Origin of the sequence: Nonomuraea sp. K271, assembly GCF_009908215.1 — a bacterium.
GTDB lineage: Bacteria > Actinomycetota > Actinomycetes > Streptosporangiales > Streptosporangiaceae > Nonomuraea > Nonomuraea longispora.
The window spans coordinates 1-16,508 of sequence record NZ_JAAAHR010000202.1 but is presented as its reverse complement, the minus strand read 5'-3'; the positions used below and the strand labels follow the sequence as shown (position 1 = coordinate 16,508).

General features: G+C 70.1%; 17 protein-coding genes. 6 read left to right on the top strand and 11 right to left on the bottom strand.

Annotation, left to right across the window (positions count from 1 at the left end; all coding sequences use genetic code 11):
- The 5 genes from GUY59_RS41325 to lhgO form a co-directional block, all read right to left on the bottom strand.
- Positions 1-1,692: ABC transporter (locus tag GUY59_RS41325; protein WP_161714975.1), on the bottom strand; the 1,692-nt coding region annotated here is incomplete at its 3' end.
- 62 nt (positions 1,693-1,754) lie between these two features.
- The gene (locus GUY59_RS41320) at positions 1,755-2,411 is read right to left on the bottom strand and encodes a response regulator transcription factor (RefSeq protein ID WP_138207975.1); all 657 of its coding nucleotides are present in this window, start codon (positions 2,409-2,411) and stop codon (positions 1,755-1,757) included.
- A gap of 65 nt (positions 2,412-2,476) precedes the next feature.
- Complete coding sequence (locus tag GUY59_RS41315) at positions 2,477-3,889, bottom strand: sensor histidine kinase (RefSeq protein WP_138207957.1); 1,413 nt, start codon at positions 3,887-3,889, stop codon at positions 2,477-2,479.
- Entirely contained in the window at positions 3,889-4,581 is a 693-nt protein-coding gene (locus GUY59_RS41310) for a response regulator transcription factor (protein WP_236668008.1), read from the bottom strand. Before GUY59_RS41310 ends, GUY59_RS41315 begins: the two co-directional genes overlap by 1 nt.
- 17 nt (positions 4,582-4,598) lie before the next feature.
- Positions 4,599-5,801 carry an L-2-hydroxyglutarate oxidase gene (gene lhgO / locus GUY59_RS41305; protein ID WP_252375218.1) on the bottom strand — a complete coding sequence of 401 codons (1,203 nt, stop codon included), beginning with the start codon at positions 5,799-5,801 and terminating at the stop codon, positions 4,599-4,601.
- Between the two features lie 231 nt (positions 5,802-6,032).
- Here lhgO and GUY59_RS41300 point away from each other — a divergent pair, with 231 nt between their 5' ends.
- Both GUY59_RS41300 and GUY59_RS41295 read left to right on the top strand, forming a co-directional pair.
- Positions 6,033-6,431, top strand: coding sequence for a hypothetical protein (locus GUY59_RS41300; protein WP_138207963.1), 399 nt, complete (start codon positions 6,033-6,035; stop codon positions 6,429-6,431).
- 46 nt (positions 6,432-6,477) lie between these two features.
- Entirely contained in the window at positions 6,478-6,777 is a 300-nt protein-coding gene (locus GUY59_RS41295; RefSeq protein ID WP_138207965.1) for a hypothetical protein, read from the top strand.
- Positions 6,778-6,788: 11 nt separating this feature from the next.
- On the opposite strand, the gene GUY59_RS41290 is transcribed toward GUY59_RS41295, so the two are convergent.
- Complete coding sequence (locus GUY59_RS41290; protein WP_138207967.1) at positions 6,789-7,802, bottom strand: hypothetical protein; 1,014 nt, start codon at positions 7,800-7,802, stop codon at positions 6,789-6,791.
- 137 nt (positions 7,803-7,939) lie between these two features.
- On the opposite strand from GUY59_RS41290, the gene GUY59_RS41285 reads away from it, so the two are divergent.
- A complete protein-coding gene (locus tag GUY59_RS41285; protein ID WP_138207969.1) occupies positions 7,940-8,260 on the top strand; it encodes a hypothetical protein in 321 nt (106 codons plus the stop codon).
- Positions 8,261-8,263: 3 nt separating this feature from the next.
- Here the strand turns inward: GUY59_RS41285 and GUY59_RS41280 are convergent, their stop codons facing one another.
- A complete protein-coding gene (locus GUY59_RS41280) occupies positions 8,264-9,520 on the bottom strand; it encodes an MATE family efflux transporter (RefSeq protein WP_161714974.1) in 1,257 nt (418 codons plus the stop codon).
- Positions 9,521-9,617: 97 nt separating this feature from the next.
- Between GUY59_RS41280 and GUY59_RS41275 the strand changes: the two genes are divergently transcribed.
- The gene (locus GUY59_RS41275; protein WP_138207973.1) at positions 9,618-10,586 is read left to right on the top strand and encodes an aldo/keto reductase; all 969 of its coding nucleotides are present in this window, start codon (positions 9,618-9,620) and stop codon (positions 10,584-10,586) included.
- Positions 10,587-10,683: 97 nt separating this feature from the next.
- On the opposite strand, the gene thpR is transcribed toward GUY59_RS41275, so the two are convergent.
- The 4 genes from thpR to GUY59_RS41255 form a co-directional block, all read right to left on the bottom strand.
- A complete protein-coding gene (thpR, locus tag GUY59_RS41270; RefSeq protein WP_132331121.1) occupies positions 10,684-11,241 on the bottom strand; it encodes an RNA 2',3'-cyclic phosphodiesterase in 558 nt (185 codons plus the stop codon).
- A 36-nt stretch (positions 11,242-11,277) separates the two neighbouring features.
- On the bottom strand, positions 11,278-12,501 hold the full coding sequence (locus GUY59_RS41265; protein WP_161714973.1) for an MFS transporter: 1,224 nt from the start codon (positions 12,499-12,501) through the stop codon (positions 11,278-11,280).
- Between the two features lie 26 nt (positions 12,502-12,527).
- A complete protein-coding gene (locus GUY59_RS41260) occupies positions 12,528-12,980 on the bottom strand; it encodes a MarR family winged helix-turn-helix transcriptional regulator (protein WP_138208634.1) in 453 nt (150 codons plus the stop codon).
- Positions 12,981-13,091: 111 nt separating this feature from the next.
- A complete protein-coding gene (locus GUY59_RS41255) occupies positions 13,092-14,534 on the bottom strand; it encodes an NCS2 family permease (protein WP_138208633.1) in 1,443 nt (480 codons plus the stop codon).
- An 82-nt stretch (positions 14,535-14,616) separates the two neighbouring features.
- On the opposite strand from GUY59_RS41255, the gene GUY59_RS49505 reads away from it, so the two are divergent.
- Positions 14,617-14,829 (top strand): DUF2530 domain-containing protein, encoded by a 213-nt coding sequence (locus tag GUY59_RS49505; protein ID WP_138208632.1) that lies wholly within the window; start codon positions 14,617-14,619, stop codon positions 14,827-14,829.
- Positions 14,830-14,945: 116 nt separating this feature from the next.
- Positions 14,946-16,421: an alpha/beta hydrolase gene (locus tag GUY59_RS41245; protein ID WP_138208631.1), complete on the top strand. Its 1,476-nt coding sequence runs from the start codon at positions 14,946-14,948 to the stop codon at positions 16,419-16,421.
- Positions 16,422-16,508: the final 87 nt, after the last annotated feature.

The following is a 16,508-nucleotide window of genomic DNA, read 5'->3' as shown; positions in this document are numbered from 1 at the left end:
GAGTTCGGTGCGGTGGGCCTGGATGCGCTGCAGCGCCGTGCGCAGCGCATCCGCGGCGTCCGCGGGCGGCTCGACCACCTCCAGCTGGGCGGTGAACCGGGCCGCCTCCTCGGCCAGCAGGGTGCGTACCCGCTCGCGCAGGTCCTCCCTGGCCCGCACGGTCAGCGTACGCACCGCCTGGTCGCCGAAGACGGCCTCCAGCAGCTTCTGAGTCAGCACGCTCGTCCCGCCGGCGATCCCCACCTCGATCCCGGTCAACCCTCCTGTGGAGGCGAACACGCCCAGCATGAGCAGCAGTCCGGCCCCGTTCACCCCGAAGGACGCCACGCGCGCGGTAGTGCGCCTGTCGGCCCCCTCCTCGCGTACGAGGTCGAGCACGAACTCCTGCCACCCCCGCACCGCCGCCTCGACCCGCTTGGCCAGCTCGGGCGAGGCACGGCCGAGCCTGGCGGACTCGACCGCGCCGAGCCGTTCGAGCAGCCCGGGGCCGCCGGGCGCGGCGGACCACCCTTCCAGGGCACGTTCGGCGGCGCCGTCGGCGGCGCCCCTGATGAGGGACTCGACGCCGCTCTCCAGGGCGTCCCTGAGCCGGAGCTCGGGCACCCGTCCCGTGAAGAAGCCGACGACGCGGTCGCGCAGCCGGCCGACCCGGCTCTCCAGCGAGCGCATGAGGTCGCCGGTGCCGATGAAGTCCTGCCAGCGGGCCAGCACCTCACCCCGCAGCAGCGACCCGTCGCGCATGCCTTCGTCGAAGTCGGCCATGCCGCCGGCGTACGCTCCCGTGACGATCGAGCGCAGGCCGTCGAAGGCGGCGCGCTGGCGGTCGACGGCCCCGGCCAGCGAGGGCACCCGGGTTGCGAGGCTGTCGAGCGCCCCCGACAGCGTCCGGCGTACGACGCGAGACCTTTCGGCGGCGTCGGCGGCCAGCTCCGTGAGCCAGTCGGCGACGGGCCGCACCGTCTCGCGGGGCAGCCGGGCCTTCTCGTCGGGCAGCGGCACCTCGGGGACGGTGAACAGCCGGGTGTCCTCCAGGCCGTTCTCGGCGAGGAGGCGGGACAGGTCGCGCGAGACGGGCTCGAGGGCGTCGGACGGCACCCTGTCGAGGACGACGGCGAGCGCGGTGCTGCGTTCGCGGGCGGAACGCAGGAAGCCCCACGGCACCTCGTCTGCGTAGCGGGCCGCGGTGGTGACGAACAACCACAGATCGGCGGCGGCGAGGAGCTGGGCGGCCAGTTGCCTGTTGGCGGTCACCACGGAGTCGATGTCGGGGGCGTCGAGCAGCGCGAGCCCGGCGCCGAGCGCGTCGGAGGTCACCACCCGCAGGGCCCCGGGGCCGTCGCCGGTGCCCCGGGACAGGCCGGGGAGCACGTTCTGGCCCATGAACCAGTCGCGGTCGGCGGGGCTGACCACGAGCGTGGGCACCAGCGTCGTGGGCCGCAGCACGCCCGGCTCGGCGACGTCGGCCCCGACCAGCGAGTTGACCAGCGTCGACTTGCCCGCGCCGGTGGATCCGCCGACGACGGCCAGCAGCGGCGCGTCGAGGGAGCGCAGCCGGGGCAGCAGGTAGTCGTCGAGCTGGCCGGTCAGCTCGCGCAGCGCCCGCCTGTCGGCCGCGCTGTCCCCGATCGCCAGCGGGAACAACTCACGGTCGAGTGGCCGGCGCAGGGTCTCCAACGCGCCCAGCAAGTCCATGAACCCACGCTACCCAGCGTGAACCACATTCACCGGCCCGGCGCCGAGGTGTTGCCGCGCGCTCAGCCCGGGGGCGGCTCTCTCAGCACGTAGCCGACGCTGCGCAGCGTGTGGATGAGCCGCGGCTCGACGTCGTCGACCTTGCGCCTGAGATAGGAGACGTACGACTCGACCACGCCCGCGTCGCCGCCGAAGTCGTAGTTCCAGACGTGGTCGAGGATCTGCGCCTTCGACAAGACGCGCCCGGCGTTGACCATGAAGTAGTGCAGCAGCTTGAACTCGGTCGGCGACAACCGCACCTGCCGGCCGCCCCGCCACACCTCGCGCGCGTCCTCGTCCAGCTCCAGGTCGGCCACCTTGAGCCTGCTGGGAGGACCGCCCTCGCCGCGCGTACGCCGCAGCACCGCGCGGATCCTGGCCTGCACCTCTTCGAGGCTGAACGGCTTGGTCACGTAGTCGTCGCCGACCCGCAGCCCCGCGATCTTGTCCTCGGTGGCGTCGCGGGCGGTCAGGAACAACACGGGCGTGCCGATCCGCTTGGCCACCTCGAACCCGTCGAGGTCGGGCAGCATCACGTCGAGCACGACCAGGTCGGGCGAGGCACGTTCGGCGACCTCGACGGCCTCCTGCCCGTCGGCGGCGGTCAGCACCTCGAAACCGGAGAAGCGCAGGCTGGCGGAGAGGAGGTCCCTGATGCTGGGTTCGTCGTCCACCACCATGATCAGCGCCTCGGGTTTCGTCACCTACTCAGCGTGACAAATTCACCTGAGGGTTTGCTGAAGGCTCACTCCAAGGCAAGTGGGAGTTCGACCCGGAAGGTCGAGCCGTCCTCGGGCGAGCTCTCGACCGTCACCGTGCCGCCGTGGGCCGCCACCAGCGCCTGGACGATCGCCAGGCCGAGCCCACTCCCCCGGTCCTCGCCCGACCGGCGGCGCGAGCGGGCGGAGTCGGCCCGGTAGAAGCGTTCGAAGACCCGGTCGAGCTGGTCGGGGGTGAGCCCGGGGCCGCTGTCGACCACTTCGAGGAAAAGTGTGCCGGCGCCCGCCCCCGCACGCACAGTGATCGGCGTGCCCGGCTCGGTGTGGATGATGGCGTTGGTGACAAGGTTGCTGATGATCTGCCGCAGGCGCACCTCGTCGCCGGAGACGATCAGGGCCGCGCCGCCGACCACGTCGAGCTTCACCGTACGGTCGGGCGCCAGGATCCTGGCATCGTGCACGGCGTCGGCCGCCAGCGCCAGCATGTCGACCGGGCGCATCTTCAACGGGCGCTGCTGGTCCACCCTGGCCAGCAGCAGCAGGTCGTCCACCAGCAGGCTCATCCGCCCGGCGGCCTTCTCGACGCGCTGCATCAGCTCGGTGGGGTCGGCGCCGGGGTTCTGCCTGGCGTACTCGGCGAAGCCGCGGATGGAGGTCAGCGGGGTGCGCAGCTCGTGGGAGGCGTCCCCGACGAACTCGCGCATGCGCACCTCGGAGCGCCTGGCGGCCGCCTCCGAGTCCGACCTGGCGGCGAAGGCGGCCTCGATCTGCGCCAGCATCCCGTTCAGCGACCTGGCCAGGCGGCCCACCTCCGTACGCGGGTCGCCGTCGGGCACCCGCCTGCCCAGCTCACCGGCCGCGATGGCCTCGGCCGTACGCTCGATCTGGGCGAGGGGACGCATGCTGCGCCGCACGATCGTGATGCCCACGACGGCCAGGATGAGCAGGATGCCGCCACCGCCGAGCAGTTCGATGAGCACGAGCCGCCGGGTGATGGCGTCGACCTCCTCCAGGTCCACCGCGACGACGAGGGTGCGCTTGCGCACCATGCTCTCCAGCACCCGCCACTCGCCGTCGCCCCTGATCGCGGGCGCGTTGTAGGGCTCGGCTCCGGGCGCGGCCTGCAGGATCGGCTTCGGCTTCATGTCGACGTCGCGATCGGTCAGCATCGGCTCGAACATGGCGCCCGGCTCCTTGACCAGCACGATCGCGTCGGACTCGATGGCGATCGGCCGGTCGGAGGTCTCCCTGTCCCTCCTCCAGTCGCTCAGCACCTTCTTGTGCATGCGCAGGCTGAGCAGGTGGAGCTGACTGTCGACCCGGTCGATGAGGTAGCCGTGCAGGACCGAGACGCTCACCAGGCCGATGAAGGTCATGCCGAAGCCCAGCAGGGCCAGCATCGACGCGATCAGCTTGATCCGCAGCGGCAGGCCGCGCATCAGGGGCTCGGCGGCAGGCGGAGGACGTAGCCGACACCGCGCAGCGTGTGGATGAGCCGCGGGCTGCGATTGTCGATCTTGCGGCGGAGCACGGAGACGTACGACTCGACGATGCCGACCTCGCCCCTGAAGTCGTAGTCCCACACGTGGTCGAGAATCTGCGGCTTGGACAGGACCCGGCCGGCGTTCGTCATGAAGTACCGCAGGAGCTTGAACTCGGTCGGCGACAGCGCCACGGCGTTGCCGCCGCGCCACACCTCGTGGCTCTCCTCGTCCAGCTCGATGTCGGCGAACGTCAGCCTCGGCGGCGCCGACTGCGGCTCCCCGCTCGTACGGCGCAACACCGCGTGGATCCTGGCGATCACCTCCTCCAGGCTGAACGGCTTGGTCACGTAGTCGTCCCCGCCGATGGTGAGTCCGCGGATCTTGTCCTCGGTCTCGTCACGGGCGGTCAGGAACACCACCGGCGTGCGCAGCCCGCCGCCTCGCAGCCGCCTGACGATCTCGAATCCGTCCAGGTCGGGCAGCATGACGTCGAGCACCACGAGGTCGGGCCTGTGCCGTTGTACGGCGGCCACGGCGTGGAGGCCGCTCTTGGCGGTGGTCACGTCGAAACCCGCGAATCTCAGGCTCGCGGCGAGGAGCTCGAGGATGTTCGGATCGTCCTCGACGATCAGCAGGCGTGCTTCCATCACATCCAAGGATGCACTCATCGGACGGGTGCTGGGACAATTCCGGCAATGTGCCGGGCAATGGCCAGGCTGGACGTGGCGGCGGGCGAGGGTGCGTTGCGTACGAGCACCACCCGCCCGTGTACGTCCACGACGAAGTCGTCGACCATGCGGCCGTCCCGTGACACCGCCTGGGCGCGTACGCCACCCTCGGTGCGCTCCAGGTCGGAAGCGGTGAGCGCGGGGACGTAGCGGCGGGTGGCGCGCAGGAACTCGCGTTTGACGAGGGAGCCGTGGAGTTCCCTGAGTCCGGTACGCCAATGGGCCCGGGCCAGGCGCAACGTCCCCGGCCATCCAATAATCTGCCGAAAATTGCAGTAGTTTCGCCATCGCACGGCAGAACCGTAACCCTCGTAGGCCAGGGCGAGCACCGCGTTCGGCCCCGCCAGCACCCGGCCGTCGGTCTGCCGCGTCAGGTGAACCCCCAGGAACGGGTAGCGCGGATCGGGCACCGGGTAGATCAGCCCCCGGACCAGGTCCTTGGCCGCGCCCTTGAGCGCGTAGAAGTCACCCCTGAACGGGACGATCCTGACGTCCCCCGGTGAGCCCGCCATACGGGCCACCGCGTCGGTGTTCAGGCCGCCGCACACCACCAGGCGGTCGAAGGACAATTTCCGCCGTCCGGCCAGCACCTCCACGCCTCCGGGGCTTTCCCTGATCGCCCGGACCGGGTGCGCGAGGCGTACGGACCCGCCCAGCTCCGCCACGTCCTGCGCGAGCCGGCGCGCGACGGCGGCGAAGTCGCAGATCGCGGTGTGCGGCGAGTGGACGGCGCCGACGCCGACCGCGTGCGGCTCGACCTCGCGCAGCGCCAGCCCGTCCAACTCGGTGATGCCCGGCACCCCGTTGGCCCTGGCCCGCTCGGCCAGCGCGCTCAGCCGCGGCCGCTCTGCCGTGGTGCTCGCCACGACCAGCTTCCCGACCTCGTGGTACGGCAGCGCGTGCGCGGCGCAGTAGTCCTTGAGCAGCACCACACCCTCGCGGCACAACCTGGCCTTGAGCGAGCCCGGCGGGTAATAGATGCCCGCGTGCACGACGCCGCTGTTGTGGCCGGTCTGGTGAGCGCCGACGCGGCCCTCCTTCTCCAGCACCGTCACCTCGGCGCCCCTGGACTCGGCCAGCTGCCGCGCCACCGCCAGGCCCACGATGCCCGCGCCCACGATCCCGATCTTCTCCGTCACATGACAATTCTCGGACCTACCACCCGTGCCCGCCATATCCGGGCGAAAAGGTGGCGACCATACGTGCTTCTTCGCGGGCCACGGGCTGGTGTCGCGTGGACCAGGTGACCGAAGAACCGCCCGAATAGCTGAACTCCCGGTCCAGGACGGCATCGACACGCCGGCCGCCGCCATGACCATCAGCTCCCGGCAGCCTCATGAGCCAGAATCGAACGTGAGTACGATGGACTCATGTATCTGCCGCCGGAGTGGCCGCCCGAGGTCCGTCCGCCCAGCGTGCCCGACTGGGAGACCTCGGCGGTGGCCTGGTTGCTCGACGCGGTGCCGCCCGACTACCGCGCCTACGACGTGCTCAGGCGGCACCCCGTCGCGCTGGCCTGCATGGCCAGGCACCACGTCCTCTCAGCCGTCGAGGCCGCCCGCGCGGGTTACCGGGCGGCCGCCGTCGACCTCAAAGGGCACCTGCCGCCGCACGCCATCGAGGCGGTGCTCGACACCTACAGGCAGGAGGGGCCGCGGCTGGTGCGCCTGTCGCGCTCCGTCGAGGTCGTGGAGCGGGCGCTGCGCGGCGACCTGTTCACCGCCACGATGCGTGGACTCGGGCGGCCTTCAGGTCCCCCACCGGGCTGAGGCCGGACGCCCGCACGCCAACGGACCGACCGGTCTCTGGAACGGCGTGGTGCTGGTCAACGTGGTCGGCGGCCTCATCGGCGCCGGGTTGGTGCGGGTCGCGTCGGGGTTCACGTTCGCCCGCAGGATCCCCGGCGCGTGGACGCTGTGCGTGCTGTGCGTGCTCTACGTAGTGGCGACCTTCGTGGCGCCGCTCCTGCGGGGCACGCCCTTCGGCGCTCAGCTCGCCTTCGTCTTCGGCTTCGACAAGACCAACGGCGTCGCCATAGGACTGGCGATCCTCTTCTGCGTTCTGACCGCGATCATCGCGGCGATCGCCGGCACGACGCGGCGCTCCGGCCGTTGACCGGCGGGAGCTCAGCGGGTGCGGCGGGCCAGTAACGTGATGACGCCCACGGCAGTGGCGGCCGCGATCAGCCAGATGAGCACGTCCTTGACCGTCAGGCCGGACGCGCCGGAGTCGGAGGCCGCCCGCGTCGACCCGGCTGCCTCATCGTCACGGGTCTCCTCCGGGGTCGCTTCGGGTGTCGGGGTGGGGGTGGCACGCTCGGGCAGCGGCACCCGGTAGACCGGGCTGCGCGGCCCCTCCGAGCCGACCAGCAGCGCCGTGCCGTCGGCGGTGTAGGCGATCGACTCGGCCTGTTCGAGCTCCGGCATCGTCACCTTGGCGATCGTCTCGCCGGAGGGCCGGTAGAGGGTGGCGGAGAAGTAGGTGCGGATGACGTACGACGAGCCGTCGGGGGCGTAGGCGGCGTCCGTGGCCATGATGGGGGCGCCGGCGACCTTGCGCAGGATGTTCGTCCGGCCGGTGCGAAGTCTCTTCGGCGCCGCGTAGACCGAGCCCGCGAACTCCTTGGACACCACGTAGAGCCGGCCGGACCTGGGGTTGATCATGAGCCCTTCGGCGTTGCGGGCTCCCTCGGCGTAGCGGAAGCGGTAGCGGGTCGCGGGCAGGGTGGCGTCGCGCAGCGTTCGCGGCTCCATGACGCGATAAACGGAAATGTCGGGCCAGGCGCCGTCCAGGTTGTCGCCGATGTCGGCAAACCAGAGCACGCCCCGGCCCGTCTCCGGGTCCTTGGACGCCGCCATCGCCTCCCAGTCCCGCGCCTGGGCGCCCTGCACCTGGAAGGTCGCCTTCGTACGGCCCGTCCCGTCGACGGCGTAGAAGGTGGGGGCGGCGGCGCTGTCGTTGTGCGTGTAGTAGACGCCGTCGTGCGTCGGCGACACGGCCAGCCCGCTGGACTCCGTGATCCCGGGATCGCGGAAGGTGAAGAGCTTCTCGGTGCCGTCGTCCGCCGCGTAGGCGGGAACGGCGGACAGACAGCAGATCGCCGTGACGACCGCGAGCACCCTGATCACGACATCCCCCACGCGGCCATCATGCCCCACCCTCCGGCCACCCGGTCCGCACGACAGGCCCGGGAACGCACGCCGGAGTGGATGCAGCGCCAAGAATCTCGCTACTCAGCGCCAACGACACCGAACCGGCCGCGTCCTAACCTGGCGACATGATCACAAAAGCGAACCGTCTTGCTGTGATGCTCGCCGCTACCGTGATGGCGGGAGGCGCCGCGCTGGTCGCCGCGCCCGCCGCAAGCGCCACCGCCTCGGCCACGGCCGCGGCCGCGGCCGTCATCTGTCCCTTCGAGGTGAAGCGGGAGACTCCCAGATGGCGGGGCCCCAACACCCCTCGCTACAACGGGACGTGGAAGGCCGGGAACATCATCAGCGTCTACCAGGGCTCAGCCGAGGGCGGGCGGGTGGAGACGACCTCCGGCTACTGGGCCACGGCCTCTCAGCTCACCAGCGCGGGTCAGTGCCGCTCCTGAGCCCTAACCAGCCACCTTGGCGCTGTGGCGGTGGAAACCGGTGCCCTGGAGCCCCACCAGCAGCACGTTGGCCACCGCCATGGCCACCCACAGCCCGGTGATGCCCCAGGTCCTGGCCACGGGAACGGCGGCCAGGACCAGGAGCCCGTACCCGATGGCGAAGTAGCCCAGGCTGGCCCCCGAACGCTTGAGCGCGGTGAGGCCGGTTCCCTGCACCGCCTGGGCCGCGTCGGCCACCGCCGCCAGCGTCATCAGCGGCAGCAGCGCGAGCACGCGTTCGCGTACCGCCGGGTCGTCGCTGAACAGCGTGACCAGCGGCGAGCCGAACGCCAGCAGCAGTCCCGCCCCTGCGAGCGTGGCGGCGAGCGCGAGCAGGGCCGCGCTCCTGTTGGCCCGGCGCGCCGCCGCCGGGTCGGCGGCGCGGGCGATCTCCGGCACCGAGACCTGCCCGATGGCGAGCGAGGCCATCATCATGAACGCGGTGAGCATGGTCAGCACGGCATGCGCGGCGGTGTCGCGCGCGCCGGTCCCGCCCGCCGCGAGAGTGACGACTCCGAGCACCCCGAACTTGATCAGTACGGTGCCCGCCAGGGGCACGCTGACCCTCGCCAGCGTGGCGATCTCGCCGATCCGGGGCCTGGCCTGCCCGATGGGGCCGCCGAGCGCGCGGCGCAGCAGGAGACTCGCCACGACCGCCGCCGCGACTCCCCCGACCACCCACGCGATGCCCACCCCGGTCAACCCGAGCGGCGGCACCAGCGCCACGGTGAGCACGCTCAGCAGCAGCCCGAACGTCAGGGTCGGCCACAGCACGCTGCGGTGGTGCCCGAGCGCCACCAGGATGGTGCTCGCGCCGCCCGTCGAGGCGAAGACGAGGAGGTAGACCGCGACGAGGTACGGCAGCGCGCCCAGCTCGCGCACCACTTCGCCGGGCACCCCCGTGGCGTGCGCCAGCAGCGGAACGCAGATCACCGCGAGCGCGCCCACCGTGCCGGCGGCCATGGCCAGCCAGCGCGCGTCCCGCACGATCGGCACGGCCGTCGCGGGCGAGTCTTTGTGCTGGGCGACGAACGGCCCGAGCCCGCGCAGCGCTCCCTGCACTGTGGCGGACGTCGGGTTGAGCACGGCGGTCATGACGGCGAAGGCGGCGAGGGCCACGGTGTCGTACCGGCCGAGCACGGACGTGACCACCAGCGAGCCGAACATGCCCGTCACCATGGCCAGGAAGAGCGGGACGGCCGCCCTGAGCAGGGCGATCACGAGGGGAGACAGCGCGGCGGGAAGTGCCCCATTTCTCTGTAGATCACGAATGAAGCCTATGGCCTGGAGCGCACTCCAGGTACTTAGGGTTGGAAGCATGGACTACGTCAATCTCGGACGCAGCGGGCTCCACGTGAGCCCGCTCTGCCTCGGCACGATGAACTTCGGCCCGCAGACCACGGAGGAAGACTCCTTCGCGATCATGGACAGGGCCCACGAGCTGGGGATCAACTTCTTCGACACCGCCAACGTGTACGGCTGGAAGCTCGGCGAAGGCATCACCGAGAACATCATCGGCCGGTGGTTCGCGCAGGGCGGCGGACGCCGGGAGAAGACGGTGATCGCGACCAAGCTGTACGGCGGGATGAGCGAGTGGCCGAACGACCAGAAGCTGTCGGCGCTCAACATCCGCAAGGCCTGCGACGCCTCACTCAAGCGGCTGCAGACCGACTACATCGACATCTACCAGGCGCACCACATCGACAGGAACACCCCGTTCGACGAGTTCTGGGAGGCCATGGACGTCCTGCGACAGCAGGGCAAGATCATTTACGTGGGGTCGTCGAACTTCGCCGGCTGGCACATCGCCAAGGCCCAGGAGAGCGCCTCCCGGCGCAACTTCAACGGGCTGGTGAGCGAGCAGTCGCATTACAACCTGCTCACCCGCGCGGTCGAGCTTGAGGTGCTGCCCGCCTGTGAGGACTACGGACTCGGCGTGATCCCGTGGAGCCCGCTGGCCGGCGGCCTGCTCGGTGGCGTGCTGCGCAAGATCGACAAGGGCCGTTCGGCCTCGGACACCATGGTCAAGCAGCTCGAGAAGCACCGCGACAAGATCGAGCAGTACGAGAAGTTCTGCGACGAGCTGAACGAGGACCCCGCCTATGTGGCCCTCGCCTGGCTGCTCAAGCAGCGCGCGGTCACCGCGCCGATCATCGGCCCGCGTACGCTGGAGCAGCTCGACGGCAGCATGCGCACCCTGGAGGTCGAGCTGGACGAGGACGCCCTGGCCCGCCTGGACGAGATCTTCCCCGGCCACCGCACCGCGCCGGAGGACTACGCCTGGTGAGGCTCAGGTCAGCAGCGTGCCGATCACGACGATCAGCAGCAGCAGGCCGAGCACGATGGGCAGCAACCAGGAGCGAGGACGGTCCACGCCCTGGAGCCTAGCCCCGCCCGGAGGATGCGAGCGCCCATTCGGCGAGTGACTCGTACCTCACCTGGGGTCCTGTGTGGCTGCGGACGAGACGGACGTGCTCCGCCCGCCACGGCGAGCCGCTGAATCCCGACAGCGACTCGATCAGCGGGCGGAGGTCCGTCTCCGTCTTGGCCCTGGCCAGCGTCAGATGCGGGTGAAACCGTTTGCCGTCCGTCTGCGCGGCCCCCGCCCTGCGGGCGCCCGCCTTGACGGAGTGGGCGAGCCGGGTCATGGAGTCGCCCGTGACGCCCACCCACAGGACCCGCGCCCTGCGGGCGGACGAGAACCCGCCGAACCCGTCGAGGGCCAGGTCGAGCGCGCTGTGGCGGTGTACGGCGCGGGCCAGGCGCGACTCCAGCTCGGGCAGCGCCCGCTCGGGCACCTCGCCGAAGAACGCCAGCGTGATGTGCCAGGTGGCCCGGCCGGGCCAGCGCAGGCCCGGCACCTGCCCGACGTGCGGCGCGATCGCGCGGGAGAGCTCGTCCAGCACCTCGTCGGGCGGCACCAGGGCCGCGAAGAGCCTCATGCCATCCGATTGTGCCCCGTGGCCGGGGCCGGTCACTCAGGCCGTGGCGAGGCTCGGCCTGCGTACCCGCCGGCTGATCAGCCGTGTCACGAGGACCGCCAGTCCCGTGCCCGCGAGGACGAGCACGCCCGACAGCATGACGCCCGCCCGCGGCCCGCCCAGCTCGGACAGCCAGCCGATGAGCGGCGCCCCGAGCGGCGCCCCGCCGGTGAAGACGAGCATGTAGATGCCCATGACCCGCCCCCGCATGTCGGGGGAGGTGGCGAGCTGGACGCTGGCGTTCGCGGCCGTGTTGATGGTGATCAACGCGATGCCGGTGGGAACCAGCAGCAGCAGGTAGACGGGGTAGAACGGGGCCAGCGCCGTCGCTATCTGGAACAGGCCGAAGCCGATCGCCCCGGCGAAGAGCACCTTGCGCGACAACCGCGCCCTGCGCGCCGCCAGCAGCGCCCCTCCGAGCGCGCCCACCGCGAACATGCTGGAGGCCAGGCCGAACGAGGACGCGCCGGCCTGGAACACCTCGCGCGCCATGAGCGCGATCGACATCGAGAACGACTGCGAGAACATCGACACGAACCCGATGAGCAGCACAGGCATAAGCAGTTCCTCGTGCCGCACCACGTAGCGCAGCCCCTCGCGGAGCTGGCCTCTGGCCCTTGGCACGGGCTCGGAGACGTTCAGCTCCGACCTGCGCATGAAGACCAGGCTGGAGATCACCGCGCCGAACGTCAGCGCGTTGATCAGGAAGATCGGGCCGGTCCCGCCCAGCACGTAGATCAGCAGACCGGCGAGCGCCGGGCCGACCACACGGGCCAGGTTGAAGATGGAGCTGTTCAGGGCGATCGCGTTGGGCAGATCGTTACGGCCCACCATCTCGACCACGAACGCCTGCCGGGTCGGCACCTCGACGCAGGAGATCATGCCGAGCAGGAACGCCATCGCGTACACGTGCCACACCTGGGCCGCGCCGGTCATCGTCAGCACGCCTATGGTCAGCGCGAGCGAGGCCATCAGCACCTGGGCGGTGACGAGGATGGGCCGCTTGGGATAGCGGTCGGCCAGCACGCCGCCGAACATGCCGAACAGCAGCATGGGCAGGAACTGCAGCGCGGTCGCGGTGCCGAGCGCCGCCGCGCTGCCGTTGGTCAGGTCGAGCACCAGCCAGTCCTGGGCGGTGCGCTGCAGCCAGGTGCCGACGTTGGAGACCGCGCCCCCGGCTGCGAACATGCGGTAGTTGTAAACCCTGAGCGACCGGAACATCCCGGTCCTGGGTTCGTCAGGCTCCTCTATATCCGGCTGAGCTTCTCCAGAATGGGTGCCGCCTGCCGCAGAATCGCCCTCTCCTCGGAGGACAGGTCTTTCAACCGCTGTGTCAGCCACGCCTCCTTGCGGCGTCGCTCCTCCTTCAGGAGTTTCTCGGCGGCCTCGGTCACGGTCACGGTCACCTGGCGCCGGTCGGTCGGGTGCGGCGTGCGCGCGACCAGGCCGCGCTCCTCGAGCTTGGCGATCACGCGCGTCATCGAGGGCGGCTGCACCTTCTCGAGCTCGGCCAATTCGCCGGGGGTTATCCCGGAATGCCGTTCCACGGCGGCGAGCGTCGCGAACTGGGTGGGCGTCAGCGAGTGTGCCGCTGCTTGTCGTCGTAGGCGCCTGGTCAGCCTTGCCATAGAAACGCGCAAGGCCGAAGCCAGGCCTGCGTCGCTGCGCAGGTCCGTCTTGTGCTGGGGTTTGGTTAGCATGAGTCATTACCTTTGCTAACTATAGGGGAAGCCAGGATATTTCCCTAATCGGTTCTTGCCCTCCTGGATACCAGGAAGCCGCCCTGCACGCGCAGGACGGCTTCCACCTGGTCAGACACCGAAGAGCGCGCGGATCGGGCCGATCGCGAAGTAGAGCACGAAGAGGATCGTGACCGCCCACAGCAGCGGATGGATCTCCCTCGCCTTGCCCCGCACCACTTTGATCAACACGTAGCTGACGAAGCCGGCGCCGATGCCGTTCGAGACCGAGTAGGTGAAGGGCATGACCACGACGGTGAGGAACGCCGGGATGGCGATCTCGTAGTCGTTCCAGTCGATGTCGCGGATCGCCGTCATCATCAGGAAGCCGACGACGACCAGCGCGGGGGCCGCGGCCTCGTACGGCACCACCGTGACGAGCGGCGCGAAGAAGGTCGCCACCAGGAACAGCACGCCGGTGACCACGCTCGCCAGCCCCGTACGCGCGCCCTCGCCGACTCCTGCGGCCGACTCGATGTAGGTGGTGTTGGAGGAGACGGAGCCCGCGCCGCCCGCCGCCGCGCCGATCGAGTCGACGAGCAGGATCTGCTTCGTACGCGGGAGCGTACCGTCCTCCTGGATCAGGTCCGCCTGGCGACCGACGCCCACCATGGTCCCCATGGTGTCGAAGAAGTCGGTGATGAGCAGAGTGAAGACGAACAACACGGCCAGCAACACCGAGATCCGGCTGAACGCCCCGAAGGGGTCGAACTCCGTGAACAGCACCAGCGGGTTGTGGAAGCCGAGGACCTGTTCGGGCATCGTGGGCACGTTCAGCTGCCAGCCGCCGGGGTTCTCGGCCGAGAACGCGCCCGACCTGGTGAGCAACTCCACGATGATCGCCAGCACGGTCGTGCCCACGATGCCGAGCAGGATCGCGCCCTTGACCTTCCGCGCCACCATCGCCGCCGTCGCCAGCAGCCCGACCACGAACACGAAGATCGGCCACGAGGTGAGGTTGCCCCCGATGCCCATCTCCAGCGGCGGCCCCGCCGGCACCCGCCGTACGAACCCGGCGTCCACGAAACCGATCAGCGCGATGAACAAACCGATGCCGACGCTGATCGCGGTCTTGAGCTGTGCGGGAATGGCCCGGAACACCGCCACCCTGAGCCCGGTCAGCACCAGGACGGCGATGATGACGCCTTCGAGGAAGACCAGGCCCATGGCCTCCTCCCACGTCATCACACTGGCCAGGTTGAAGGTGACGAAGGCGTTCAGGCCGAGCCCGGCCGCCATGGCGAACGGCACCCGGGCGATGACGCCCATGAGGATCGTCAGCACGCCCGCCACGAAGGCGGTCCCCGCCGCGACCAGCGCCACGTTCGGCGTGGTGCCGTCGCCGATGACCTGTTTCTCCACATCCGTGCCGGTGGCGATGATGATCGGGTTCAGCACCACGATGTAGGCCATGGTGAAGAACGTGGCCAGGCCGCCCCGCACCTCGCGGGAGAGCGTGGAACCTCGTGCCGAGATTGCGAAGAAACGATCTATTTTGTTACGTGTGTCGCTCACGACGCGAACAGTGGCAGTCGCGGTGAGCTGCGGAAAGAGCCAGTAATGATTTCGAGACCCTATTGCAAGCTAGGGTGGACACGTGAAGCAGGAGTGGCACCCCGACCCTGAGCCGATCGAGACCAACGACACCGCCGCCGTGGCCGTCGGCACCGCCGTCTGGGCCGTCGCCCTGGTAGCCCTGCTGCTCTTCCGCCCCGCCCCGGAGAACACGTGGTGGATCTGGACCTGCGTGACCGGGGTCGCCTTCGGCCTGTTCGGCATCTGGTTCGTGCGCAGACCCGGCCGGGAGTGACCGGAGTCGTCCGTACGCGCTGACATTCGTCATCTCCCGCCGTTCCCCGAAGTCACAGCTAAGTGGTGTCTCAACCCACTACGTCAGCACATCTCCGGTGAACCATGCTTATAGGCATGAAGAAGCCCATAGCGACATTCCTCCTGGGCGCGGCGGTTCTCACGGCCTGCGGCAGCACCGGCGAGCCCGCCCCGGCCGCCAAGGACGCCGCCAAGGACACGGACACGGGAAGCGTGGCCTGGGCCCGGTGCACGGATCTGGTGGGCCCTGACGGCAAGCCGGTCACCCCCGCCGCCGGCACCGAGTGCGGCACGATCCAGGTCCCCCTGGACCATGCCGATCCCGCCGGCGAGAAGATCGACCTCGCCCTGATCCGCATGAAGGCCACGGGCGACCGGCTCGGCTCGCTCGTGTTCAACTTCGGCGGCCCCGGCGCGTCGGGAGTGGACACGCTGGCGATGGCCGGCCGGGCCTTCGCCGGCCTGAACCAGCGCTACGACCTGGTCAGCTTCGACCCGCGCGGCGTCGAGCGCAGCGCCGGCGTCAAGTGCGGGGGCCAGGTCGACAAGCTCCTGTCCGCCGAGGCGGAGGCCGACGCGGACCAGGCGGCCAAGGAGTTCGCCCAGGCCTGCCGGCAGGACTCCGGCAAGATCCTGCCGCACGTCGGCACCGTGAACGCCGCCAAGGACCTCGACCTCATCAGAGGCGCGGTCGGCGACAAGCAGCTCAACTATCTCGGCTTCTCCTACGGCACCCACCTCGGCGCCGTCTACGCCACCCACTTCCCCAAGAACGTCGGCCGGTTCGTCCTCGACGGCGCCTTCGACCCGACGGTGACCTTCGATGAGCGCGCCGTCATCCAGGCCACCGGCTTCGACCAGGCCTTCGACGCGTTCGCCAAGGACTGCGTGGCACAGAGCTGCGAACTCGGTGCCGACCCCGCGGCCGTCGAGAAGACCGTCGAGGACCTGCTCGACAAGCTCAAGAAGGAACCGCTCAAGGTCGGCGACCGCGAACTCACCTACAGCATGGCCCAGCTCGCCGTCATCACCCCGCTGTACGCCAAGGCGACCTGGCCGATGCTGGAACAGGCCGCCGCCGCGGCGCTCAAGGGGAACGGCACAGCGCTGCTCGCCCTGGCCGACTCCTACACCGGCCGCAAGGCCGACGGCACCTACTCGACGGTCATGACGAGCCTGCAGGCCATCAACTGTGTCGACAACGCGGACCGGCCCACGGCCGCCGAGACCGCCAGGACCAACGCCAAGATCAAGAAGATCTTCCCCATCCTGTCGGTCGAGGGTTCGGGCGAGTCGTGCGCGCACTGGCCGGTGCCCGGCAACGACGAGGCCAAGCGCATCGACGCGACAGGGTCCGCGCCCATCGTCGTGGTCGGCACCAAGGGCGACCCGGCCACGCCGTACCGGTGGGCCCCCGCTCTCACCGAACAGCTCAAGACCGGTGTCCTGCTCACCTACGAGGGCGAGGGCCACGGCGCCTACCTCAGCGGCAACGGGTGCGTCATGAAGACGGTGGACGCGTACCTGGTGGAGGGCAAGGTGCCCGACGACGGCAGCACCTGCCCCGCCTGACCGTCACCACCGCACCCCCACGCGCCGCGCGGGGGTGTCCGGCTGTCCCGTACCGACATGCCCGTACCGCGCGGCGCACGCGCAGGT